We start from the raw sequence: 22,202 nt of genomic DNA on the forward strand, positions 1-22,202 counted from the left end.
CCTTCAGGACGTTGCGTCAGTTGAGGCCACTTCGCCTGTCATTTTCCAGACAAGGCCACCGAGGACACCGCCTATAAGCGGCGCAACCCAGAACAGCCACAGTTGCTGCAACGCCCAGCCGCCGACGAACAACGCCTGTCCTGTCGAAAGAGAGGGATTGACCGACGTATTGGTGACCGGAATCGAAATCAGATGAATGGGCGTCAGCGCAAGCCCGATGGCGATTGGCGCGAAGCCCGCCGGCACCCTGCTGCTCGTTGACCCCAGGATGATGAAGATGAAGAACGACGTCAGGACGACTTCGATGACAAGTGCAGAAAGGAGCGAGTAGCCGCCGGGCGAATGTTCACCATAACCATTGGCGGAAAAGCCTCCGAGCTCGAAACCGGCCTTGCCGCTGGCGACGGCATAAAGCAAAGCCGCCGCAACAATCGCGCCAATGACCTGTACCGCGATATAAGGAACCACGCGACCGGCCGGGAATTTGCCCGCGACTGCGAGACCGACGGAAACCGCCGGGTTGAAATGCCCGCCGGAAATGCCGCCGACGGCAAAAGCCATTGTCAGTACGGTAAGACCGAACGCAAATGCAACACCCACAAAACCAATGCCAAGTTCGGGAAACGCTGCGGCAAGCACGGCACTGCCGCATCCGCCGAATACGAGCCAAAACGTTCCAAGAAATTCTGCAACAAGACTTTTCTGCATATTTCCCTCCTGCGCTCAACCAGGGCGTTCATGAGGAATCGGCTTCATATTGATTCTGGTCAAGTGCCCACACGCGGCATCGATGGGCGGAAAAATGCAAAGCCTGCTAATCTTTTTTCGTTTGTTGCGCGATGGGCATTTGCGCCGAATTAAAATTGCGTTAAGAGCCGCCTGCCTTCCCAAGGCATCTTTACAATCCCGATTGGAATGAAAATGTCAGACGCGATATCCAGAGTATCGCCGATACCCGCTTCATCGAACAGTGCGCAAGTCAACTCGCCGGCGCGCGTTCTGATCGCGAGCCTCGTCGGCACCACAATCGAGTTCTTCGATTTCTACGTATATGCAACTGCCGCCGTGCTGGTCTTCCCGACGCTGTTCTTCCCAAACAGCGACCCGACGACCGCGCTGCTTGCGTCCTTCGCAACCTTCTCGATCGCCTTCTTTGCCCGTCCGCTTGGCGCCGTCGTCTTCGGCCATTTCGGCGACAGGATTGGCCGCAAGACGACGCTGGTTGCCGCCCTGCTCACCATGGGTATCTCGACGGTGGTAATCGGCCTTCTGCCCTCCTATGAATCGATCGGCGTCATCGCACCGCTGCTGCTCGCGCTTTGCCGTTTCGGCCAGGGCTTCGGTCTCGGCGGGGAATGGGGTGGCGCCGTGCTGCTCGCGACGGAGAACGCGCCGGAAGGCAAGCGCAGCTGGTATGGCATGTTTCCGCAGCTTGGCGCTCCGGTCGGCCTGTTCCTCTCCTCAGGCATTTTCTGGCTGCTTCTACAGGTCATGTCTCAGGACGCCTTGCTGAGCTGGGGCTGGCGTGTGCCGTTCATCTCTTCCATTCTGCTGATCGTCATCGGTCTCTGGGTCCGCCTCTCGATCACCGAAACGCCGGCCTTCCAGAAGGCGATCGACAAGCAGGAGCGCGTTGCCGTCCCGGTTGCCGAACTTTTCCGCAAGTACAAGCGCAGCCTATTCCTCGGCACCTTCGTGGCGCTCGCCACCTTCGTGCTGTTCTACATCGGCTCGGCTTACCTGCTGTCCTACAACGTCAAGGTCCTGAAGATACCGTTCCTTGACGCGCTCGAAATCCAGATCGTCGGTTCGGTCGCCTTCGGTATCTTCATCCCGATCGTTGGTAAACTCGCCGAGCGGTTCGGACGTCGCGAAATGCTGATCCTCACCACCGTACTGATCGGTATCTTCTCGTTCTTCCTGCCGGGCCTGATGACGGGCGGCGAAGGCAGCATCGTGGTGTTTGCGATCGTCGCCATGGCGCTGATGGGCATGACCTACGGCCTGATCGGCACCGCGCTTGCCGCCCCCTTCCCAACGGCTGTTCGCTACACCGGCTCGTCGATCACCTTCAACCTTGCTGGCATCTTCGGCGCTTCGCTGGCGCCCTATATCGCCACCTGGCTGCAGGCAAACCATGGCATGCAGTATGTCGGTTACTATCTCGGTCTGTCTGCCGTGATCACGCTGATCTGCATCCTGGCCTCCGGCCGCGACGAAGTCTGATCCCGGAAATCCAATTTGAAGGGCCGCGACAGGCAACTGTCGCGGCTTTTTTTGTTGTTGTTGTCTGATCGCGCCTTGCTCCTAGATTTTCAGAAACAGGGGAAGCCAGATGCTGACAAGACGATCACTGCTGACGCAAGGGCTCGGTGCCGGGATTTCGCTGACACTGCCGTCAATTGCGAAAGCAGCCAGCCTTCCGCCCACCGATGTCACCTTCCTTGTCATCAACGACGTCCACGCATGCCGCTTCGGAGACGGGCAAAGCCCGAACTGCCAGGATGAAGGCAAGACCGACGCAAACCTGTTACGCCACATTCTTGCATTGAACAGCATTCACCATCAAACTTGGCCTATGGAGATCGCCCGGAGACCGAGCGGCCTGCCGCTCGCCGGACAGCCCATTGCAAGGCCGCAGGGCATCATCGTCTGCGGCGATGTGACGGACGATGGTGGTGGTCAGACGGCAGAGGTCGCGGAAGGGTCGCAGCTGCTGCAGTTTTCCCATCGCTACCAGCAAGGGCTCGGTGCCGATCATGTGCACTTTCCAGTCTATGTCGGCCTCGGCAATCACGACCTCGATCAGGATGGGCGCCCGCCGCAGGTCGACTGGTATCGCGATGAGCTGCGCGATTACGTGCAGATGAACCACAAGCCGAGCGTCTTCTTCAAGCCGCTGGTGCCCGTCGACAACTACGACGAAGCCTCGGACAACTATTCCTGGAACTGGGGCGGACTGCATCTGATCCAGGCGCAACGCTACGGTGGAGACAATACGAAAGGCGCCGCAAGCAGCCTCGATTGGATGAAGCGCGATCTCCAGACCTATGCATCAGATGGACGCCCGGTAGTCATCTTCCAGCACTACGGGTGGGATCCGTTCTCATTGGAGCGCTGGGATCGCGAAAAGAAAACGTTCAATGCCAGCGGCACCGGCGCACCCCATTGGTGGGGTGAATCAGAACGTCAGGAACTTCTCGCAATCCTCGAAGGCTACAATGTAATCGGCATTTTTCACGGACACGAGCACAACACGCCCATGGCCTACACCGTCGGCAAACTGGATGTCTTCAAAGCGAAAGCCGCCTTCATGGGCGGCTTCTGCCTTGTCCGGGTGACAAGCAACACGATGGATGTAGCGATCGGCGAAGCCAGCGACAACAGAGGCGGAGTGACCTTTTCCACCGCTTTCACCAAGCGCTTCGCCTAAGGATTACTCGCTGGTCACGCCCTGAAAGGGACGTACCTCGCGCCCGGGCATGAAGACGCCGAGACGCTTGATCTCCCACTCGAGCTTGATGCCGGAATTCTCGAAGACTTCGCGGCGGACCTGTTCGCCGAGATACTCGAGATCGTATCCCGTCGCCTGCCCCATGTTGATCATGAAGTTGCAGTGAAGCGAGGACATCTGCGCGCCGCCGATCACCAGGCCCCGGCATCCGGCCTCGTCGACGAGCTTCCAGGCGGAATGCCCTTCCGGGTTTTTGAAGGTCGAGCCGCCGGTCTTTTCGCGGATCGGCTGTACCGTCTCGCGATGGCTGCGCACAGCGTCCATCTCAGCGCGGATCTTAGCGCGATCCTCGCCATACCCTTCGAAGAGCACCGACGTAAAAATCAAATCGTTCGGTACCGACGAATGACGGTAGGAATAGCCCATATCTGCGTTCGACAGGACATGCTTGTTCCCCTTGCGATCAACGGCGTTCACCTCGACAAGCCGTTCGCGCGTCTCGGCGCCGTTGGCGCCGGCGTTCATGCGTACCGCACCGCCAATGCTCCCCGGAATGCCGTAGTAGAAATGGAAGCCGCCTATGCCGTTATCCATTGCCATGGCTGCGACATGCTTGTCCGGGCAGATTGAACCGGCAAGGATGCGATTTTCGCCCGCGAGCTCGACCGCCCCAAAGCCCTTCGCCGAAAGCCGCAGAACGACGCCAGGAATTCCACCATCGCGCACGAGAATGTTGGAGCCGACGCCCACGACAGTGACCGGCACCTCCTCCGGCAGAATCTTGAGGAAGGCGATAAGGTCGTCCTCGTCGTGCGGCTGGAACATCAGCTCGGCCAGACCGCCGGCGTGGAACCAGGTGACGCGGTCCATCGGCGCATCCGGTGTGATCCTCCCACGGATGTCCTTTACGCCGTCGCCAAGCGACGCAAGAAGCTTTTCCCCATTCACCTGTTTCATGCAGATATTCCCGAAAGGCTTTCCAATTGCTTGGGCAACGCTGCCGCCCAGTATGTGATACTCCCAGCCCCTAACAGAACCACAAAATCCCCCGGCTTTGCAATCTCTGCGACCATTTCAGGCAAAAGCTCTGGGGACGACAGGAAGCGGGCATCGCGGTGACCGCCCGATTTGATCAGCGACACAAGTGCCTCGGAGGTCGCTCCTTCGATGGGATCCTCACCCGCGGCGTACACAGGCGCGAGGAAAATACTATCCGCATCGTTGAAGCAGGATGCAAACTCTTCGAAAAGGCTGGACAGCCGCGAATAGCGATGCGGCTGATGAACCGCGATCACACGACCCTTGCAGGCCTCGCGCGCAGCCCGCAGCACGGCCTTGATCTCGACCGGGTGGTGGCCGTAATCATCGAAGATCTGAACGCCGTTCCATTCGCCGGTCAGCGTGAAGCGGCGCTTGACGCCGCCAAAGGACGCGAGCCCCTTGGCAATGTCCTCGCTCGACATGCCGAGGCGGTTGGCAACCGCGATCGCGGCTGTGGCGTTGGAGATGTTGTGGCGACCCGGCATGGGCATGACCAGATTGTCGAGCCTGATAACCTGCCCCGTCCGGCGGCGGCGGATCTCCACGTCGAAGATCGAACGCGCACCATCGATGCGCACATTCATGAAGCGCACGTCGGCCTGCGGGTTTTCACCATAGGTGATGACCTTGCGATCCTCGATCCGACCGACCAGCGCCTGCACCTCCGGGTGGTCGAGGCACATGACGCCGAAGCCATAGAACGGCACGTTCTCGACGAACTGCCGGAAAGCCGCACGAACGGCATCGAAGTTGCCGTAGTGGTCGAGGTGTTCCGGGTCGATGTTGGTGATAACAGCAACATCGGCGGGAAGCTTCAGGAACGTGCCGTCGGATTCGTCGGCCTCTACCACCATCCACTCGCCTTCGCCCATTCGGGCATTGGTGCCGTAGGCATTGATGATGCCGCCATTGATGACCGTGGGATCGAGGCCACCCGCTTCCAACAACGTCGCCACCAGCGACGTCGTCGTGGTTTTTCCATGCGTACCGCCGATTGCAATCGCATTGCGGAACCGCATCAATTCGGCAAGCATCTCCGCCCGGCGCACGACCGGCAGCAGCTTTTCGCGCGCCGCCACGAGCTCCGGGTTGTTTTTCTTGATCGCGGTCGAGACGACCACCACTTCGGCGTCACCGAGGTTCTCTGCTTTGTGGCCGACGAAGACTTCGATGCCCTTGTCGCGCAGGCGTTGCACATTGGCGCTGTCGGCCTGATCCGATCCCTGCACACGATGGCCGAGATTATGGAGCACTTCGGCAATGCCGCTCATGCCGATGCCACCGATGCCGATGAAATGAACGAGGCCGATGGCCTTCGGCATTTTCATGCGCGTTTCCCCTTGAACTCTGCAATTGTCCGTCGTGCCGCAATAGCCTCTACCATGTCGGCAAGCAAGTTCGCAGCGTCGGGTTTACCCGCTTGCTTGGCGGCGGCGGCCATCCGGGCGAGCTTTTCCGGGTCGTTCATCACATGGGTGAGGATCGAAGCGATCTTCTCGGGCGAAAGCTCGGCCTGAGGAATGACTTTGGCGCCGCCTGTCGCCGCAAGCGCTGCCGCATTCGCCGCCTGATCGTGATCCAAAGCATGCGGATAGGGCACGAGCACGGCCGGTCGCCCGATGACGGAAATCTCCGAAACAGTCGATGCGCCGGAGCGGCAGATAACGAGATGTGCCGCGGCAAGTCGTTCGGCCATATCGGTGAAGAACGGTGCTGTGTCAGCCGCCATCTTCAATTGGGCGACGCAAACGCTCATCATCTCCATGTCTTCTGGTCGAACCTGCTGGGTAATGCGCAGGCGGTCGCGAAGCCCGTCATCGAGCAAGCTGATGGCCGTCGGCATTGCCTTGGAGAAATACTGTGCACCCTGGCTGCCGCCAAAGACGACCAGATTGAAAGGCTCACCTGGTTTCGAAGGAGAATATGGCACGTTGGCAGCGGCGATAATGGCCGGGCGCACCGGATTGCCTGTCGTCACCGTCTTGTCGGGAAACTGGCCACCGCCTTCAGGCAGGAACCCGCCGGCAATCGCCTGCACGCGGCTCGCCAGCGCCTTGTTGGCGCGTCCCATCACCGCATTCTGCTCATGGATCATGGCAGGCACGCCGAGGCGCGTTGCGGCGAGCAACGGCGGCACGGTCGGATATCCGCCGAAGCCGACGACAACAGCGGGCTTCAGGCGCGCGATCAGCTTCTTGGCGGCCCGCATGCCGCTCCAGAGCGTCCACAGGGAGCGCGCAACGGCAACTGGATTTTTCGAACCGATCGTCGCCGATGGCACGACATGAATCTCATCGGCAGGGAATTTGCCGGCATAGCGCTCAGCGCGGCTGTCGGTGACCAGATGCACGGAATAGCCGCGTTCCTTCAGCTTATAGGCCAAAGCCTCCGCGGGAAACACATGACCGCCGGTTCCCCCGGCGGCAAGCAGGACGATGCCTTTACTCATAAGCACTCACTCCGCCGGCATACCATGCGCGACGCGAAAGAGGCTCCGCTCTTGCGCGCGCTTTTCCGGCCTATGACGCGTCAGCGCGAGAATAAACCCGGCGGTGACGCAGATGGCGACCATGGACGAACCGCCGTAGGAAATCAGCGGCAGGGTCATGCCTTTTGCCGGCAGCAGTTCGAGATTGACGCCCACGTTGATGATCGACTGTATGCCGATCTGCAGCACGAGACCAGCGACAGCAAAGCGGTTGAAGTCGTTCCGCTCCTTGTAGGCATGCGAGAGACCGCGCAGCACGAGGACGGAAAACAGCGCGACAAGCGCCATGCAGAAGACGATGCCGAACTCCTCGGCAGCGACCGAGAAGATGAAGTCGGTATGGGCGTCCGGAATGATGCGCTTGACGATGCCCTCGCCCGGTCCCTGGCCAAACCAGTCGCCGCGGATGATGGCTTCGCGCGCCGTATCGATCTGGAAGGTATCGCCCTCGCCAGTCAGGAACTTGTCGATACGCAGTGCCACGTGCGGGAACACGTAGTAGGCGCCAAAAAGTCCTCCGACGCCGCCGGCGCCAAGAAGAATGATCCATATCCACGGCATGCCTGCCATGAAAAACATTCCGCCCCAGACGGCCGTCGTGAGGATCGTCTGCCCAAGGTCGGGCTGGGCGACCAGTAGCGCGGCAACGATGCCGAAGAGGATGATGGCGAACAGGTTGCCCGGAATCTCCGGCTGCCTCGCATGCTCGGCAAAGAGCCACGCACAGACGACGACGAAAGCCGGTTTCATGAACTCGGAGGGCTGGATCGAAATGCCGGCCAAGGTGACCCAGCGGCGGGAGCCCTTGACCTCGACACCGAAGAACAGCGCCAACAGCATCATGCCGAGGGCGACAATCAGCAGGATGATCGCCGTGCGCCGCACTTGGCGCGGCGTCAGGAAGGAGAGACCAATCATGACACAGAGCGAGGGGATCATGAAGGCCGCGTGTCGCTTGACGAAGTGGAACGGCTCCAGCCCGATACGCTCGGCGACCGCTGGCGACGCAGCGAACGACAGCATGAAGCCGATGCCCATCAGGAAGATGAACATCGCCAGGAAAAAGCGGTCGATGGTCCAAAACCAATCGGCCAGAGGCCCACGTTCCGCACGGCTTACCATGTCATTTATCTCCTGTTGCCGAATCGATCAGCATGGTGATCTCGTCGAGCGCTGCCACATGGCTGACAAATGCATCGCCCCTGACTTCGAAGTTCTTATATTGGTCGAAACTTGCGCAAGCCGGAGATAACATCACGGCCAGCGGGCCACTTTCATCTTTGTCGGCATCCGCAGCAGCATGCGCTACGGCGCGCTCCAGCGTTCCAGAAATCTCATATGGCACGGCTTCGCCGAGCGTCGCGGCAAATTCCGCCGCAGCTTCGCCGATCAGATAAGCCTTGGCGATCCGCGGGAAGAAGCCCGTCAGCGACGTGATGCCCCCAGCTTTTGGCAGCCCACCGGCGATCCAGTAGATGCGGTCGTAACTCGACAGCGCCGGAGCGGCCGCATCCGCGTTGGTGGCCTTCGAGTCGTTGACGAAAACGACGTTGCCGCGACACCCGACCGGCTGCATCCGATGCTTGAGCCCGGGGAAGGACGTCAAGCCCGCGCGAATTTCCTCTTCCGAGACACCGACTGCAAGGCATGCGGCAACTGCCGCAGCGGCATTCTGCGCATTGTGGCCGCCCCGCAGTGTCTGGATCCCTTCAAGATCGGCAATCGACTTTGTTGCGCCTCCCGAGGCTTCGATAAGCTTGGTTCCTTCCGCATAGATGCCATAGGGAAGCGCATGACGCCGGGAAATCCGCGTGACCTTGCCACCTGCTCGTTCGATACGATCTGCGATCATCTCGCAATGGCTGTCGTCCACGCCGATGACGGCAACGTCGCTACCTGCAACGAGCCGCTCCTTGATGTCGGCATAGTGCTGCATCGTCCCGTGGCGATCGAGATGATCGGGCGTCAGGTTGAGCAGGATGCCAGCGGAGGGATTGAGCGTCGGTGCAAGGTCGATCTGGTAGGACGAGCACTCGACGACGTAGAAGCGTCCATCCTTCGGCGGATCGAGCGTCAGGACCGCCGTCCCGATGTTGCCGCCGAGCTGTGTGTCGCGCCCACTCGAGGTCAGGATATGCGCGATCAGCGCCGTCGTCGTCGACTTGCCGTTGGTGCCGGTGATGGCGATGAACGGGCAACCCGGCGCATGCGCCCGGCGTTCGCGTACGAAAAGCTCGACGTCGCCGACGATATCAACCCCGGCCGCACGAGCGAGATCGACTGTCCAGTGTGGCTTCGGATGGGTCAACGGCACGCCTGGCGAAAGCACGAAGAGCGACTGCGCGCTCCAGTCAATGGAGCGCAGATCGACCGTACGAATGCCTTCAGCGGCGGCCTTGGAGACGCTGTCTGGGTTATCGTCCCATGCAGTGACCTCGGCCCCCCCCAATTTGAGCGCACGCGCCGTGGCAAAGCCCGAGCCGCCGAGCCCAAAGAGCGCGACCTTCTTGCCTGCAAGTGTCGTAATCGGGATCATCGCCGCCTTACCGCAGCTTCAGGGTGGAGAGACCAAGCAGGGCGAGACCGACGGCGACGATCCAGAAGCGGATCACCACCTGGCTTTCCGTCCAGCCCTTCTTTTCGAAATGGTGATGGATCGGCGCCATCAGAAAGACGCGCCGACCGGTCATCTTGAAGAAGCCGACCTGAATGATGACAGAGAGCGTTTCCATTACGAACAGACCGCCAATGATCGCCATGACGATCTCGTGCTTGGTCGCAACGGCAACCGTGCCGATCGTGCCGCCGAGTGCCAGCGAGCCGGTGTCGCCCATGAAGATCGCAGCGGGCGGTGCATTGAACCAGAGGAAGCCAAGGCCGGCGCCGATAACGGCACCGAGGACAACCGAGAGTTCGCCCGTGCCCGGTACGAAATTGATCTGTAGGTAATTTGCGAAGACGACGTTACCCGCCAGGTAGGCGATGACGCCAAAGGACGCAGCGGCGATCATCACGGGGACGATGGCAAGGCCATCAAGACCATCGGTAAGGTTCACGGCATTGCCGGCGCCAACGATGACGAAGCCGCCGAAGACAACGAACATGATGCCGAGATTGATCATGAAATCCTTGAAGAAGGGAAAGGCAACCGACGACCCGAAGGTCGAACCTGCCGTACCCGACGCCAGCGCCGTGCGCATCATGAAGTAGACGGCAATGCCGGCGATCACGAACTCGATACCGAGACGAGCCTTGCCGGAGAATCCCTTATGGCTTTGCTTGGTGACTTTCAGGTAGTCGTCGTAAAAGCCGATCGCACCGAAACCGAGGGTCACGAGCAGCGTGGCAACCACATAGAGGTTCGAAAGGTCGGCCCAAAGCAGCGACGAACCGACAATACCGGCGAGGATCATTAGGCCGCCCATGGTCGGCGTACCGGCTTTCTTGAAGTGCGTTTGCGGACCGTCGGCGCGGATCGGCTGCCCCTTGCCCTGGCGGATCCGCAGCGAATTGATGATCATCGGACCAAAGAGGAACACGATGAAGGCGGACGTAAACAGGGAGGCGCCCGTGCGGAAGGTAATGTACCTGAACAGATTCAAGAATTTCAGATGTTCCGACAGTTCGACAAGCCAAATCAGCATTCAGGGCCCCTTGTTTACCCGCTCAAAAATCGCGTTGCGTGTCGGCAAATGGCGGGAACTTGTCAAGGAGCACGGCGACGATCTTGCCGAAACCGATGCCCAGTGACGATTTTACCATCAGCACGTCGCCAGCCGCGACAGCGTTCAATATGTACTCTGCTAGTTCTTCGGTCTTCTCGTAGTGGACGACCTGCACGCTCTCGGGGAGCGATTCCTTCAGCGCAACCATTTCAGGGCCGGCAAGCCAGACGTGCTCAATACCGGCAGCGAGCAATGGCCCTGCCAGATCCGAATGGACCTTCTCCGCGTAGTCGCCCATCTCCAGCATGTCGCCAAGCACGGCGATGCGGCGTCCCGTGCCCGTCGGCACGGAACTCGCAAGCACAGCGATTGCCGCTCGCATCGAAGCAGGATTGGCGTTGTAGCTCTCGTCGACGACTGTGAAGGAGCTGCGCTCGATCGCCAAGCGATGACGACGGCCCCTGCCCTTTTCCGGCTGGAGGGTCGCGAGGGCGGCGATTGCCTGCCGCATATCAGCTCCGACGATCTTCACGACGCCGAGGGCGGCCAGCGCATTCTCGGCGATGTGCCGGCCCGGCGCGCCGATCGCAACTTCCTTCGTCTCGCCGTCAATGGTGATCCACAACGTCGAACTCTGATCAGAGCCGTTGAATTCTGCCAGGCGAAACTCGGCCTTCGCATGCTGACCGAAGGAATGGATGTGCTGGATGCCGTGTGTCTCTGCGGTGCGCTCCAGGAAATTGAACTGATCGTTGTCGCGATTAAGCACGACCTGCCCGCCCGGCACTACGCCTTCGAAGACCTCGGCCTTTGCCGTCGCGATCTCCCTTATGCTCTTGAAATTGCCGAGGTGAGCGGGCGCGATCGTCGTGATCACCGCAACATGCGGCTGGATCATCTTGACCAGCGGACGGATCTCGTCCGGATGGTTCATGCCCACTTCGAAGACGCCGAAATAGGTATCGAGCGGCATGCGGGCGAGCGTCAAAGGTACGCCCCAGTGATTGTTAAAAGAAGCAACGGAGGCATGCACCTTGCCCGATGGAGACAAGACCCGCCGCAGCATCTCCTTGGTCGTCGTCTTTCCGACCGAGCCGGTCACGGCAATGATCTGGGCGCGCGAACGCGCGCGAGAGGCTTGCCCGAGTTTGCCGAGCGCCGCCAACACATCCTCCACGACGATCACCGGAACCGTCAGCCGCCCCATGGCGGGAAGGCGCGCTTCGCTGACGACGAGAAGAGCTGCACCGTTTGCCATCGCCATCGAGGCGTAGTCGTGGCCGTCGACGCGGTCGCCCTTGATGGCAAAGAAGGCTTCGCCGGACGCGATGGAACGGCTGTCGATGGAAATCCCGGTAATGCCCTCAGGCAAAGTGCCGAACGGCCGCCCGGCCATGGCGGCAATCAAGTCTTCCGTCGTCCAAAGCCAGTTCACGGTTTCAGCTCCTCCAAAGCCTTACGCAATTCGGCATGATCCGAAAACGGCAGGGTAACGCTCCCGATCGTCTGCCCTTCCTCGTGTCCCTTGCCGGCAACGATCAGCGTGTCGCCGGACGTCAGCATCTCAACCGCCATGCGGATCGCCTCGGCGCGGTCGCCGATTTCGGTTGCGCAGCCTGCGGCCGCCATGATCTCGGCGCGGATGGCCGCCGGCTCTTCTGAGCGCGGATTGTCATCGGTGACGATCACCACATCGGCCAGACGGCAGGCGATCTCGCCCATGATCGGGCGCTTGCCGCGATCGCGATCGCCGCCGCAGCCAAATACGACAATCACACGGCCTGTGGTAAACGGCCGGACGGATTCCAAAACATTGGCGAGCGCGTCCGGCTTGTGCGCGTAATCGACATAAGCGAGCGCGCCATCCCTGGTATGGCCTACCAATTCCAGACGCCCGGACGCGCCCTGCAGCTTCTCGAGCGCGGCCATGGCGACCTTCGCCGGCACGCCCGTCGACATGGCAAGACCTGCCGCCACAAGTGCATTGGCCACCTGGAAGTCGCCGGCAAGCGGAATGTCGACCTCAAAGATCTCGCCGTCAGCATGAATTTCAGCCACCTGCTTATGACGGAAATGTTCGACGCGCTTCAGCGCCAGGTAATCGCCCTTGCGGCCGACCGTGCGAACATCGTGCCCCGCACGGCGAGCTGCCTCGACCGCTTGTTCCGACCAGGCATCGTCGGCAAAGATCACCGCCGGTGCGCCCTTCGGCAGCAGCGTGTCGAACAGGCGCGTCTTTGCGGCCATGTAGCTTTCGACCGTCGGATGGTAGTCCATGTGATCACGGCCGAGATTGGTAAAGGCGGCGGCAGCGAGCTTGACACCGTCCAGGCGGCACTGATCGAGGCCATGGCTGGACGCCTCCATTGAGGCATGTGTGACGCCCTCGTCCGCGAGTTCTGCCAGCAGCTTGTGGAGTGAAACCGGATCAGGTGTTGTCAGTGAGCCGTATTCGTTGCGTGTCGGCGAGACGACGCCAGTCGTGCCGATCATCGCGGCCGCATGGCCGGCATGGGCCCATATCTGCCGGGTGAAGGAGGCAACCGACGTCTTGCCGGCTGTGCCGGTCACGGCCACCATCGTTTCCGGCTGCTTGCCATAGAAACGCGAGGCCGCGATCGACAGGAAGCGTCGCGGGTCGCTGACGACAAGAACGGGGACGGAAGCGTCAATGCTGTGGGAGGCAACTGCTGCGACGGCACCACGTGTTGCCGCATCGGCGATAAAGCCTGCGCCGTCCGCCTTCGTCCCGGCGACAGCCACAAACACCATTCCGGGTTCGATCTTGCGGCTGTCGGACGAGATGCCGGAAACCGCCAGCGCCCCGACAGACCCGGCCAATTGATCAAGTTCCGGAAATGCATCTCCGGCGATGTCTCGCAAGTTCATCGAATGTACTTTTCTCTTTCAAGCCGCCGCGCCCCGTGGCGAATCGGCTCCGACATTCATTCAGACTCAATAAGACACCAACATGGCCGATCCGTCGTCACCGAACTTGGGTTCCACACCGAGAATTGGCGCTGCGCGGGCAATGATGTTCTTCACCATCGGCGCTGCAGTGTACGCGGCGATGTTCTGGCCCTTCTCACCATTGTGCGGTTCATCGCAGAAAGTAAGAACGACATATTTCGGGTCATCGATCGGGAACGCCGCAAGGAACGCATTGAAGTTGAGGTTCGTCGCATAGCGGCCGTTGACGACCTTGTCGGCCGTTCCGGTCTTTCCGCCGACGTTGAAGCCGGGAACGTCCGCATTGCGGCCCGAGCCCTTGATGCCGTTCAGCTTGAAGAGATAGCGCACGTCGTCGCTGGTGCTCTTCTTGACGACCACTTCAGCGACTTCATCTGCCTGCTCACGGTTGCGCGGCAGGAAGGTCGGCTCGATGAGCTTGCCGCCATTGACGAGCGCGGCACCGGCGACGGCAGTCTGCAGCGGGGTGGTCGACACCCCGTGGCCAAAGGAAATCGTGATGGAATTGATTTTCTTCCAAACCTTCGGTTGGCTCGGCATTTTCACTTCGGGCAGTTCGGTCTGCATCTTGGTCAAAAGGCCGAGCTTCGTCAGGTAGTCTTTCTGAGCATCCATGCCGACGATGTCGATGATGCGGGCGGTACCGACGTTCGACGAGTACTGGAACACTTCGGGCAGCGTTAGCCAACGGCGCTGACCGTGGAAGTCATGGATAGTGAAGCCGCCGATGCGGATCGGCTGTGTCGCATCGAAGCTGTCGTTGAGGCTGACCTTGCCCGTGTCGAGCGCCATGGCGAGCGAGAAGGTCTTGAAGGTCGACCCCATCTCGAACGTGCCATTCGACATGCGGTTGAGCCAGCCCTCCTTGGCGCCTTCCAGCGGATTGTTGGGATCGAAATCCGGCGCCGATGCCATCCCAAGCACCTCACCGGTATGAATATCGAGGATGACGGCGCCGGCGCCCTTTGCCTCGTAATTCTTGACTGCGTTGACGACGACATCACGCACGATGTTCTGGACACGAACGTCGATCGACAAGCGCACCGGTTCAAGCGGCTGATCGCTTGTCATGCCAACTGAAGCAAGGTCGGCAAGTCCCTGATCATCGATGTATTTTTCCATGCCGGCAACGCCGCGGTTGTCGATGTTGACGTAACCGAGGATATGCGCAGCAGTCGCGCCACCGGGATAGAAGCGGCGTTTTTCAGGCCGGAAACCGATGCCGGGAATGCCGAGCGCAAGGATCTGGCTCTGCTGCTTCGGTGTCAACTGGCGCCGCAACCAGGCAAAATGGGATGTGCGGTTCGCGAGCTTCTTGTAGGTGCCTTTCATGTCGAGGTCAGGCAAAACCGTGGCAAGCTTCTCGACGGCCTCGTCCGCATCGACGACCTTGTTCGGCTCGGCAAAGAGCGAGACGGTGCGGATATCGGTTGCCAGCACTTCGCCGTTTCGATCCAGAATATCAGGGCGCGACGCCATCAGACGATCCGGCGGCAGTATGCTGGACACAACTTCCGGATCGCGAATCGCGTATTCGACGAGACGCCCACCGATCACGCAATAGACCCCGAGGAATCCGACGATCAGCAGACCGACGCGGCTCTTGGCCTGTACTGCCTTCTTCTTTCTCGATCCCTCGATCTGCACGTTGCCGGACGCCCCGCCAAGACGGTTGTATACGCCAGCGGAAAAATGCGCCTGGCTCTTCAAGACCATGATGCGTGAAAGAAAGGACATCTCTACTCCACCGATCCGGTTGCCATCAGGTCTTCTTCTTCGGGTTGCGGCACCACTGCCTTAGGCTTCGCTTTGGCGCCTGAACCAGCCTTCGCCTCGGTAACGTCGGGAACCGCAACCTGCGACTTCAGCATCGGCAACTCGCTGGCATGAACGAGAGAGGTGGACGCCGTCGGCTGCAGCTGAAGTTCGCCATTGTAGTTGTTGACGAGACGCTCGAGCCTGTTCGGCTGGGACAGCAACGCCCAATCGGCCTTCAACAGGTCGATCGTGTCCTTCTCGAGCTTGATCTCCGCTTCAAGGCGATGAACTTCCTCGAGCTTGAGTTCTGCGTGATGCTTGATCGTGTAGGTGACGGCAGCCGCGGCTGTCATGACACCGACCAGGATGAGGTCCAACGTTCTCAGCATATCAAGCTCCGAGCTTTCCGAGACTTGCCAGGTTCGGCAGCCCGAAGATGGAAACATCAGCCGCTTCGGCGGGGGCTGCGGTGCGCAGCCCTGCACGCAGCTTGGCGGAGCGCGCCCGCGGGTTGACCTCGGCTTCCGCCTCGCTTGCAGCCACCATCGGCTTGCCGATCCGCTCAAAGGTCGCCGCGCGCTCATGCGCGACGGGCAGATGACGCGAGCCCGACGCCTTGCCGGCACGATCTGAGAAGAACGTCTTGACGATCCGATCCTCAAGCGAATGGAAGGTGACGACAACCAGACGCCCGCCGGGCTTCAGCGCCCGCTCGGCACCAAAGAGCGCCTGCGCCAGTTCGCCGAGCTCATCGTTGACGAAAATCCTGAGCGCCTGAAAAACGCGCGTCGCCGGATGAATCTTGTCCTTCATCTTGCGCGGCGTAACGAGCTCGATCAGCCCAGCCAGATCGCGCGTCGTCTCGAAGGGCTTTTCGGCACGCCGCTTTTCGATCGCGTGGGCAATGCGCGGCGACTGACTTTCTTCTCCGAGAAAATGGAAGATACGAATCAGATCGGCCACCTTGGCGCGATTGACCACATCGGCCGCAGAAACGCCTGCAGCCGACATGCGCATGTCCAGAGGGCCGTTCTTCTGAAAGGAGAAACCGCGCTCCGCTTCGTCAATCTGCATCGACGACACGCCGATATCGAGCACGACCCCGTCGAGCCCGTCGTGGGGAGCACACTCGGCCAAATGAGAGAACTGAGAATGAACGAGTTTCAAACGACCTTGACTGTTTGCCACAAGCGCCTGGCCGGCTTCGATAGCGGTCGGATCGCGATCCAGCGCAATCACATCGGCGCCAGCATCGAGAATGGCTGACGCATAGCCGCCCGCGCCGAATGTGCCATCCAGAATGAGCTTGCCAGGGGAAGGTTCGAGCGCACCCAGAACCTCGTCGAGAAGAACCGGAATGTGGCGAACCGGTCCGCCACCGGCATCAGTTGAATCTCCGCCAGGATTCGCCGCCATTCCGTTCCCTCGTATTATTCGAAACGCCTGCCCGCCAGCCGACGCCCTCCTCGTGCCTGCATCTGCGCAGCCTGAAATGCCTGCGGCTGCCACAGCTGAAAATGATCCGCCCGACCGACGAAGGTCACCTCGTCGGAGACGCCGGTGAAGTCGCGAATGAAATCCGTGACCATCAGCCGACCTTCCGCATCGAGCTTCATGAAGATACCGCCCCCGTGGATCAGAAGCGACATCTCGTTCGCATCCGGCGAAAACGGATCCTCCGCAGCGATCTGACGCTCGAACCTTTCCAGAAGGTCCGGACCGCCGACGCTGATTGCCGGAAACACAAAGTCCTGGAAGCAATAGAGCTCCTGAACATTGCGCTGCGCCAGCACGGATCGAAACGCTGCCGGCACGGAGACCCTGCCCTTGGAATCGATTCTGTTGGTCGCATTTGAAAGGAAGCGGCTCATGACACGAAACATCCGTTCCCAAAAGAGCCCGGACTGAACTCACAAGCCCGGAACCCCGAAATTCAGGCACAGCCTCGCGAGCCGAATGGGCACAATCCCATCCGGCGCTTCCGGAAAGGAAGACGCCTTGGCTTTGCGATTGATGGGCACCTACCTGCCCGTGCGCAGTGCATAAATGGGATAACATGGGACCATATGGGCGTCAATGGGAAACGCCCGTCTCACGATGAGCGCAGTATCGAAAATTTATAAGCTGTTAAGTTTAACAAAGGGTTAGGATCGCGCATCTGCAGGCTGAATAGCGGCGCGCTCGCCACCCTTTCGACGGCGGCAGATGACCCAAATAGCGACAGGCAAATAGGCAATTTCATACAGCGTCTTAGCGCGGCGCATTCATGGACGAGGCGAATTGTCGCGACGCCACATGAAGAGGTAGGCCGCGGCTATCCACTTTGAAGTAGGCGACCAACCCCTTCGGATAGAACCACGTGCAAAATAATGAAGTGCCGGAGAATTGAACTAGTTGGAGGCTGCCGCATATTATGCAGTGCTAAATAAATAACGTGGAGTACTGCTATGACAAACTTCACATTAAAGGGGCTTCTTTACGGGCGTTTTGAGCCGGAAAAGCGTATTCCGCTGTCGCAGACTGGCATGACGACCGATATAAAATGCGATTCCTGCGGCAAGATATTCAAGCGTTGGTCTATTCTTGCTCGCAGCAGCACCACCTGCGAGGAATGTCTGGCGAAGGCGCCGACCGCTCATTAGCAACCGACGGCAATCACACGGAAGGCACGCTCCTGCAAAGGTAGTTCGCCAGCTGGCCTGTAAGCCGGGTTCTGTATGGCCCCGGCCGAAGCCGGAACGTGGCAGCCATTCCTCTGGGACAGCGTTCGCACGCTGCCTCACGCAACCCACCCGGATGACTGACCTGGAAACCGGCCGGAAGGCTTGCGCCCCCCACGTCATCCCTATTCGGTCTTGCTCCCGGTGGGGTTTACCTTGCCATCGCCGTTACCGGAGATGCGGTGGGCTCTTACCCCACCCTTTCACCCTTACCTGCCGAGGCAGGCGGTTTGCTTTCTGTGGCACTTTCCCTGAGGTCGCCCTCGCCGGACGTTATCCGGCACCGTGTTTCCGTGGAGCCCGGACTTTCCTCACCCTACCGCCTTTCGGCATTGGTAAAGCGCGGCTGCCCGGCCAACTGGCACGGCTCCCTTAGCGGAGACTTGGGCCGAATTCCACTGAAATATCGCCAATCTCCACGCAATAGTGCAAGGGTTAGCCGAAGCGCCTCCTCGCCACCAGGCGCGCGTGCCTAGCGGAAGACGGGCGTCAGTTCCCTGCCGAAGTCCTCGGCCCCGAGCCAGCCTTGCGTCATGATGACAGCGCCCAGTCGACCGAGCTCATCCGATGATTTCGCGGCAACGAAATTGCCACCGGTCAGCACCGCGATCCGCGGCGAATCCGTATATCCCACGTAGGGATATGCACTTGTCGTGAAGGTCGCCACACATGGCGCGGAGGTCGTTGGGCAGCCGGCCAATGCTGGCATGAGCCGCAAAGCCGTTGACACCAGATGATCGCGCTCGAGCGAATCTCCGTCAGAGCGAAACCATGCTCCGATATCCTCCAGCGTGTCGAATGAGCGCGTTTCCAGATCGCCGCCGAGCTTGAGATAGGTCTTGCCGTCGGGATAGCCGACCGGCGGAAGGATATAGACACGGTCCTCGTCGCGGTCACCAAAGACGATCGTCGAAGGCATTTCGGAGAAGATCGTCATTTCCCGCTCACTAAGCTCGAAGAAGGCGACGGTGCGTGCCGCAACGCGAACATCGATGGCATCAGGCAGAAGATCATTGAAATTGCTGAACCCGCCGGCGGCGACCAGCACACGTTCCGCGGTGCAGCGCTTGCCATCCGCATGGATCTCTACGAACGTGCCTTCGTCACGAACCGCACCAACAGTTGCATCGATGACCGTCACACCGGCCTGCTCGGCAAGTTTGGTTTGAGCCCGAACCAACGCGCGCGGATTGATGTGGCCTGCACGCCGCGCCTCGAGATAGCCGTTGAACGAAGGATTGAGCGCAAACTGAGGAAAGCGGTCGCGCAATGCCGCAGGCGGCAATGTTTCGACGTCGAGATCGAGCGCTTCGGTTACCTGCAGCGCCCCCCCAAGGAATCCCTGGCCCGGCCGGGCGGGCGGTCCGGCAAACAGACAACCCGCCTCCGAGAAAAAGGAAATGCCGCTCTTCGCTTCGATTTCCCGGTAGCGGTCGAGCGAGCGTGCCGCCAGCATCGCCCAGACCATATTGTCGTCGAAGGACCGGGTGATGCGGGCCTCGTCGTAATGACTGGCAAAAACACCGTGATGGCTCTTGCGCTCGGCTGGCTCACCGGGGCCGATGAGCGCAACACCGTCGATCATGCCGGAAAGATGGCGGGCCGCAGCCGCGCCCATCATCCCGCGTCCGACGATGATCACCTTGAAATCAACTGCCATATGTCACCTCATTCAGAGGCGAGATAACACAGGCGCCAAGTTGAATCATATTCTTACTTGCCCGGCCGAAGCGATTCTCGAACAAGCGGTTTTAGATGATCAGTCGAGCATCGCCAGGACCTTGCCGCAATAGGCCTTGGAGACCGGATTCATGCGGGTGGCACCGTGGCCGGCATTGTACTTCAGGATCGTGTCGCAGGTTTCGCCACCGCCGAGCTGATGCGCTGTAGCCAAGTATTTCATGCCGAACTTGATGTTTGTCTCGGGATCGAACAGGCCCTTCCTCGTACCCGAGTAACCCATCATCCTTGCCGTGGCCGGCTTGATCTGCATGAGGCCGACTTCACCCGCGCTACCACGTGCATCGGGATTGAAATTGCTCTCGACGCGCACGACCGCCTGAGCAAGCTCGACAGGGACGTTGTATTGGTTTGCGTATTTGATGATGAGAGCTGAATAGTTGTTGGCGGTGAAGTCCGGCATCGCATAGCCGCTAGTCCGATCGACAGTCTTCAAAGGAAGTGTCTGGATCCTTCCACCCCACTCGCCCGCGAAGGCGCAATTGATGCCCATCAACAGTGTACTGACGCACACTGCAGCAGAAATAATCTTATTCATTCAGTCTAATTACTCCGACCCAAAGAAATTCCGGATCATGATTAAATAATAATCCGGCTACATGCGGCAGATATACATTAGCTATTCTGCAGCATTTCTTTTTGTTTCAATTGACAACCGCCTGAAACCCCAAAACAAACCAGGCGGCGCCGTTCGACGATGGCGTTAGACCATCGCAATGAGGAGATAATAGGGAAATCATGTGGCGGCGCAGCAGACTCCCGAATTCTTGGGAGTCGGTGCCGTCATAAAAGTACGACTTATGAGACGTAATGTGAAAGCGACGCCAGCAAACGGTGCAGCGTGTCTATCGTCGAAAAATCTGCGATTCCATCGATCCGAGCAGGCCGGAAGTGGCGCTGGAAGGCCTCGACATCGCCTGCCGTCCTGTCGGAGAATTCGCCTGTGATTTCTGTCGCATAACCGTAAAGCGAGAGCATCGACTGCAGGGCCTCGACCGGCTGGCCGCGGTCACCGCGTTGGAAAAATCTTCCACCAGCAATCGGGGCAGGCTCGACCCAGTGCCCGACACCGGCTCTGTGGAGGTCTTTCCAGGGAAATTTTTCCCCCGGATCAACCTTCCGAATCGGTGCGACATCGGAGTGCCCAAGCACCCGTTCGGGCACGATGGACCAACGTTGGCCGCAATCGCGACACAATTCAACGAGCGCCTGAATTTGTTCTTGCGGATACTCGGGAAGACCGCCGGGATGCCCTGCATTGGCGATCTCGATCCCGATCGACAGAGAGTTGATATCGGTCTCGCCCTGCCAATAACTTTTGCCGGCGTGCCAGGCGCGGCGCTCCTCAGGCACGAGCTGAAGAACCTCGCCGTCTTCACTTACGAAGTAGTGACTCGAGACCTGGCTCTCGTCACGACAGAGCCATTCCAACGCTCCATCCCGCGTTGGCATGCCTGTATAGTGCAGAAGGATCATGTCGGGCTTGCGCCCGCCTGCGCGCTCGCCGTGATTGGGCGAAGGACGAACGCTCGCCTTCCGGTAGTCGGCCTCGAACGAGGTCATGCGGCGCGGCGTTCCTTTTCGATCGCCTCGTAGGCTGCGTTCAGAGCGGCCATTCGCTCATTGGCGATGGCGTGGAACTCGGCCGGTACGCCGCGGGAAATCAGCCGATCCGGATGATGTTCGCTGACAAGGCCATGATAGCGGCGGCGAATCGTCGTGAAGTCATCGGAGGGCGACACCCCGAGCACCTTGTAGGGATCACGTCCCATTGAGACATGGCGCGCGGCAATCCTTTCGAAATGCTCTTCGTTCATATGGAAAATCTCGCCCACATGCCGCAGGAACGCCAGCTCCTTCTCGTGGACGAGCCCATCCGCCTTGGCGATATGGAAGAGACCGTCTAGAACCTCTTCCAGCACCGGGCAGTTGGCGGCGCATGTCACGCACAAAGACGACAAACGCTCCGCGTAGGCCTCGTAACCAGCGACGTCCTGACGCGCCAGATTGTAGAGACGTGCGACGTTCTTCGCCTGCTCGGGCGGGAACTCGAAGATCTCACGGAAGGCATCCACCTCCTTCTCGCTGACGATTCCATCGGCCTTGGCCATTTTTGCCGACAAAGCGATGATCGCGACCGAGAAGGCGACCTTCCGGCGCGTCTCGGGGTCGCCCTCGAAAACCGTCCGAATGGCCTCGACCACCGCCGAAAGGACATTGCCCGCAGTGTTGCCAATGGCATTCAGCAGTTTTTCCCAGAAGGACATAAAAAGTCTCTCGCCGTGCAAACAGGTGTAAAACACCTTGACCAAATAATGGTTGCCTTTGCAAGGCGGCGATTGGTCGTAGGGCGGAATACACTTTTC

At 59.8% G+C, this 22,202-nt stretch carries 20 protein-coding genes and 1 other RNA gene; 3 read left to right on the forward strand and 18 right to left on the reverse strand.

Going from position 1 to position 22,202, the window contains the following annotated elements; translation table 11 throughout:
• Window positions 1-3 precede the first annotated feature (3 nt).
• A complete protein-coding gene (gene aqpZ / locus LPU83_RS51810; protein WP_024313614.1) occupies window positions 4-708 on the reverse strand; it encodes an aquaporin Z in 705 nt (234 codons plus the stop codon).
• A gap of 213 nt (window positions 709-921) precedes the next feature.
• On the opposite strand from aqpZ, the gene LPU83_RS51815 reads away from it, so the two are divergent.
• Both LPU83_RS51815 and LPU83_RS51820 read left to right on the forward strand, forming a co-directional pair.
• On the forward strand, window positions 922-2,226 hold the full coding sequence (locus LPU83_RS51815) for an MFS transporter (protein ID WP_024313615.1): 1,305 nt from the start codon (window positions 922-924) through the stop codon (window positions 2,224-2,226).
• 109 nt (window positions 2,227-2,335) lie between these two features.
• Entirely contained in the window at window positions 2,336-3,433 is a 1,098-nt protein-coding gene (locus LPU83_RS51820; protein WP_024313616.1) for a metallophosphoesterase, read from the forward strand.
• A 3-nt stretch (window positions 3,434-3,436) separates the two neighbouring features.
• On the opposite strand, the gene murB is transcribed toward LPU83_RS51820, so the two are convergent.
• The 12 genes from murB to mraZ form a co-directional block, all read right to left on the reverse strand.
• Complete coding sequence (murB, locus tag LPU83_RS51825) at window positions 3,437-4,411, reverse strand: UDP-N-acetylmuramate dehydrogenase (RefSeq protein WP_024313617.1); 975 nt, start codon at window positions 4,409-4,411, stop codon at window positions 3,437-3,439.
• A complete protein-coding gene (murC, locus tag LPU83_RS51830) occupies window positions 4,408-5,823 on the reverse strand; it encodes a UDP-N-acetylmuramate--L-alanine ligase (protein ID WP_024313618.1) in 1,416 nt (471 codons plus the stop codon). Before murC ends, murB begins: the two co-directional genes overlap by 4 nt.
• Window positions 5,820-6,944: an undecaprenyldiphospho-muramoylpentapeptide beta-N-acetylglucosaminyltransferase gene (gene murG, locus LPU83_RS51835; RefSeq protein ID WP_024313619.1), complete on the reverse strand. Its 1,125-nt coding sequence runs from the start codon at window positions 6,942-6,944 to the stop codon at window positions 5,820-5,822. Before murG ends, murC begins: the two co-directional genes overlap by 4 nt.
• Window positions 6,945-6,950: 6 nt before the next feature.
• On the reverse strand, window positions 6,951-8,105 hold the full coding sequence (gene ftsW / locus LPU83_RS51840) for a putative lipid II flippase FtsW (RefSeq protein ID WP_024313620.1): 1,155 nt from the start codon (window positions 8,103-8,105) through the stop codon (window positions 6,951-6,953).
• A 1-nt stretch (window position 8,106) separates the two neighbouring features.
• Complete coding sequence (gene murD, locus LPU83_RS51845) at window positions 8,107-9,519, reverse strand: UDP-N-acetylmuramoyl-L-alanine--D-glutamate ligase (RefSeq protein WP_024313621.1); 1,413 nt, start codon at window positions 9,517-9,519, stop codon at window positions 8,107-8,109.
• A 7-nt stretch (window positions 9,520-9,526) separates the two neighbouring features.
• Window positions 9,527-10,627 carry a phospho-N-acetylmuramoyl-pentapeptide-transferase gene (mraY, locus tag LPU83_RS51850; protein WP_024313622.1) on the reverse strand — a complete coding sequence of 367 codons (1,101 nt, stop codon included), beginning with the start codon at window positions 10,625-10,627 and terminating at the stop codon, window positions 9,527-9,529.
• 22 nt (window positions 10,628-10,649) lie between these two features.
• Complete coding sequence (locus LPU83_RS51855; protein ID WP_024313623.1) at window positions 10,650-12,083, reverse strand: UDP-N-acetylmuramoylalanyl-D-glutamyl-2,6-diaminopimelate--D-alanyl-D-alanine ligase; 1,434 nt, start codon at window positions 12,081-12,083, stop codon at window positions 10,650-10,652.
• A complete protein-coding gene (locus tag LPU83_RS51860) occupies window positions 12,080-13,537 on the reverse strand; it encodes a UDP-N-acetylmuramoyl-L-alanyl-D-glutamate--2,6-diaminopimelate ligase (RefSeq protein WP_024313624.1) in 1,458 nt (485 codons plus the stop codon). The genes LPU83_RS51855 and LPU83_RS51860 overlap by 4 nt, the downstream gene beginning before the upstream one ends.
• Window positions 13,538-13,603: 66 nt before the next feature.
• Window positions 13,604-15,355 (reverse strand): peptidoglycan D,D-transpeptidase FtsI family protein, encoded by a 1,752-nt coding sequence (locus tag LPU83_RS51865; protein ID WP_024313625.1) that lies wholly within the window; start codon window positions 15,353-15,355, stop codon window positions 13,604-13,606.
• A 2-nt stretch (window positions 15,356-15,357) separates the two neighbouring features.
• Window positions 15,358-15,765, reverse strand: a complete 408-nt coding sequence (gene ftsL / locus LPU83_RS51870; RefSeq protein WP_024313626.1) for a cell division protein FtsL — start codon at window positions 15,763-15,765, stop codon at window positions 15,358-15,360.
• A 1-nt stretch (window position 15,766) separates the two neighbouring features.
• Window positions 15,767-16,792 carry a 16S rRNA (cytosine(1402)-N(4))-methyltransferase RsmH gene (gene rsmH / locus LPU83_RS51875; protein ID WP_024313627.1) on the reverse strand — a complete coding sequence of 342 codons (1,026 nt, stop codon included), beginning with the start codon at window positions 16,790-16,792 and terminating at the stop codon, window positions 15,767-15,769.
• Between the two features lie 14 nt (window positions 16,793-16,806).
• Window positions 16,807-17,247, reverse strand: a complete 441-nt coding sequence (gene mraZ / locus LPU83_RS51880; RefSeq protein ID WP_024313628.1) for a division/cell wall cluster transcriptional repressor MraZ — start codon at window positions 17,245-17,247, stop codon at window positions 16,807-16,809.
• Between the two features lie 576 nt (window positions 17,248-17,823).
• Here mraZ and LPU83_RS51885 point away from each other — a divergent pair.
• Window positions 17,824-18,018 carry a hypothetical protein gene (locus tag LPU83_RS51885; protein WP_024313629.1) on the forward strand — a complete coding sequence of 65 codons (195 nt, stop codon included), beginning with the start codon at window positions 17,824-17,826 and terminating at the stop codon, window positions 18,016-18,018.
• 44 nt (window positions 18,019-18,062) lie between these two features.
• Here the strand turns inward: LPU83_RS51885 and rnpB are convergent.
• The 5 genes from rnpB to LPU83_RS51910 all read right to left on the reverse strand — a co-directional run bounded on the left by rnpB (window position 18,063) and on the right by LPU83_RS51910 (window position 22,103).
• Window positions 18,063-18,458, reverse strand: an RNA gene (gene rnpB, locus LPU83_RS51890) — RNase P RNA component class A.
• A 110-nt stretch (window positions 18,459-18,568) separates the two neighbouring features.
• Entirely contained in the window at window positions 18,569-19,756 is a 1,188-nt protein-coding gene (locus LPU83_RS51895; protein WP_024313630.1) for an NAD(P)/FAD-dependent oxidoreductase, read from the reverse strand.
• A 99-nt stretch (window positions 19,757-19,855) separates the two neighbouring features.
• Entirely contained in the window at window positions 19,856-20,374 is a 519-nt protein-coding gene (locus LPU83_RS51900; protein WP_024313631.1) for a lytic transglycosylase domain-containing protein, read from the reverse strand.
• 260 nt (window positions 20,375-20,634) lie between these two features.
• Window positions 20,635-21,399 carry an N-acetylmuramoyl-L-alanine amidase gene (locus LPU83_RS51905; RefSeq protein ID WP_024313632.1) on the reverse strand — a complete coding sequence of 255 codons (765 nt, stop codon included), beginning with the start codon at window positions 21,397-21,399 and terminating at the stop codon, window positions 20,635-20,637.
• Window positions 21,396-22,103: a J domain-containing protein gene (locus tag LPU83_RS51910; RefSeq protein WP_024313633.1), complete on the reverse strand. Its 708-nt coding sequence runs from the start codon at window positions 22,101-22,103 to the stop codon at window positions 21,396-21,398. The genes LPU83_RS51905 and LPU83_RS51910 overlap by 4 nt, the downstream gene beginning before the upstream one ends.
• Window positions 22,104-22,202 lie beyond the last annotated feature (99 nt).

Origin of the sequence: Rhizobium favelukesii (assembly GCF_000577275.2) — a bacterium.
Classification (GTDB): domain Bacteria; phylum Pseudomonadota; class Alphaproteobacteria; order Rhizobiales; family Rhizobiaceae; genus Rhizobium; species Rhizobium favelukesii.

What these genes read in the sequence shown, in the direction of transcription:
- murB (WP_024313617.1), bottom strand. Translation starts at nt 4,411, where the DNA reads ATGAAACAGGTGAATGGGGAAAAGCTTCTTGCGTCGCTTGGCGACGGC.
- LPU83_RS51815 (WP_024313615.1), top strand. Translation starts at nt 922, where the DNA reads ATGTCAGACGCGATATCCAGAGTATCGCCGATACCCGCTTCATCGAAC.
- murD (WP_024313621.1), bottom strand. Translation starts at nt 9,519, where the DNA reads ATGATCCCGATTACGACACTTGCAGGCAAGAAGGTCGCGCTCTTTGGG.
- ftsL (WP_024313626.1), bottom strand. Translation starts at nt 15,765, where the DNA reads ATGCTGAGAACGTTGGACCTCATCCTGGTCGGTGTCATGACAGCCGCG.
- LPU83_RS51905 (WP_024313632.1), bottom strand. Translation starts at nt 21,399, where the DNA reads ATGACCTCGTTCGAGGCCGACTACCGGAAGGCGAGCGTTCGTCCTTCG.
- mraZ (WP_024313628.1), bottom strand. Translation starts at nt 17,247, where the DNA reads ATGAGCCGCTTCCTTTCAAATGCGACCAACAGAATCGATTCCAAGGGC.
- LPU83_RS51885 (WP_024313629.1), top strand. Translation starts at nt 17,824, where the DNA reads ATGACAAACTTCACATTAAAGGGGCTTCTTTACGGGCGTTTTGAGCCG.
- LPU83_RS51900 (WP_024313631.1), bottom strand. Translation starts at nt 20,374, where the DNA reads ATGAATAAGATTATTTCTGCTGCAGTGTGCGTCAGTACACTGTTGATG.
- murG (WP_024313619.1), bottom strand. Translation starts at nt 6,944, where the DNA reads ATGAGTAAAGGCATCGTCCTGCTTGCCGCCGGGGGAACCGGCGGTCAT.
- mraY (WP_024313622.1), bottom strand. Translation starts at nt 10,627, where the DNA reads ATGCTGATTTGGCTTGTCGAACTGTCGGAACATCTGAAATTCTTGAAT.
- LPU83_RS51820 (WP_024313616.1), top strand. Translation starts at nt 2,336, where the DNA reads ATGCTGACAAGACGATCACTGCTGACGCAAGGGCTCGGTGCCGGGATT.
- murC (WP_024313618.1), bottom strand. Translation starts at nt 5,823, where the DNA reads ATGAAAATGCCGAAGGCCATCGGCCTCGTTCATTTCATCGGCATCGGT.
- LPU83_RS51860 (WP_024313624.1), bottom strand. Translation starts at nt 13,537, where the DNA reads ATGAACTTGCGAGACATCGCCGGAGATGCATTTCCGGAACTTGATCAA.
- LPU83_RS51910 (WP_024313633.1), bottom strand. Translation starts at nt 22,103, where the DNA reads ATGTCCTTCTGGGAAAAACTGCTGAATGCCATTGGCAACACTGCGGGC.
- rsmH (WP_024313627.1), bottom strand. Translation starts at nt 16,792, where the DNA reads ATGGCGGCGAATCCTGGCGGAGATTCAACTGATGCCGGTGGCGGACCG.
- aqpZ (WP_024313614.1), bottom strand. Translation starts at nt 708, where the DNA reads ATGCAGAAAAGTCTTGTTGCAGAATTTCTTGGAACGTTTTGGCTCGTA.
- LPU83_RS51865 (WP_024313625.1), bottom strand. Translation starts at nt 15,355, where the DNA reads ATGTCCTTTCTTTCACGCATCATGGTCTTGAAGAGCCAGGCGCATTTT.
- LPU83_RS51895 (WP_024313630.1), bottom strand. Translation starts at nt 19,756, where the DNA reads ATGGCAGTTGATTTCAAGGTGATCATCGTCGGACGCGGGATGATGGGC.
- ftsW (WP_024313620.1), bottom strand. Translation starts at nt 8,105, where the DNA reads ATGGTAAGCCGTGCGGAACGTGGGCCTCTGGCCGATTGGTTTTGGACC.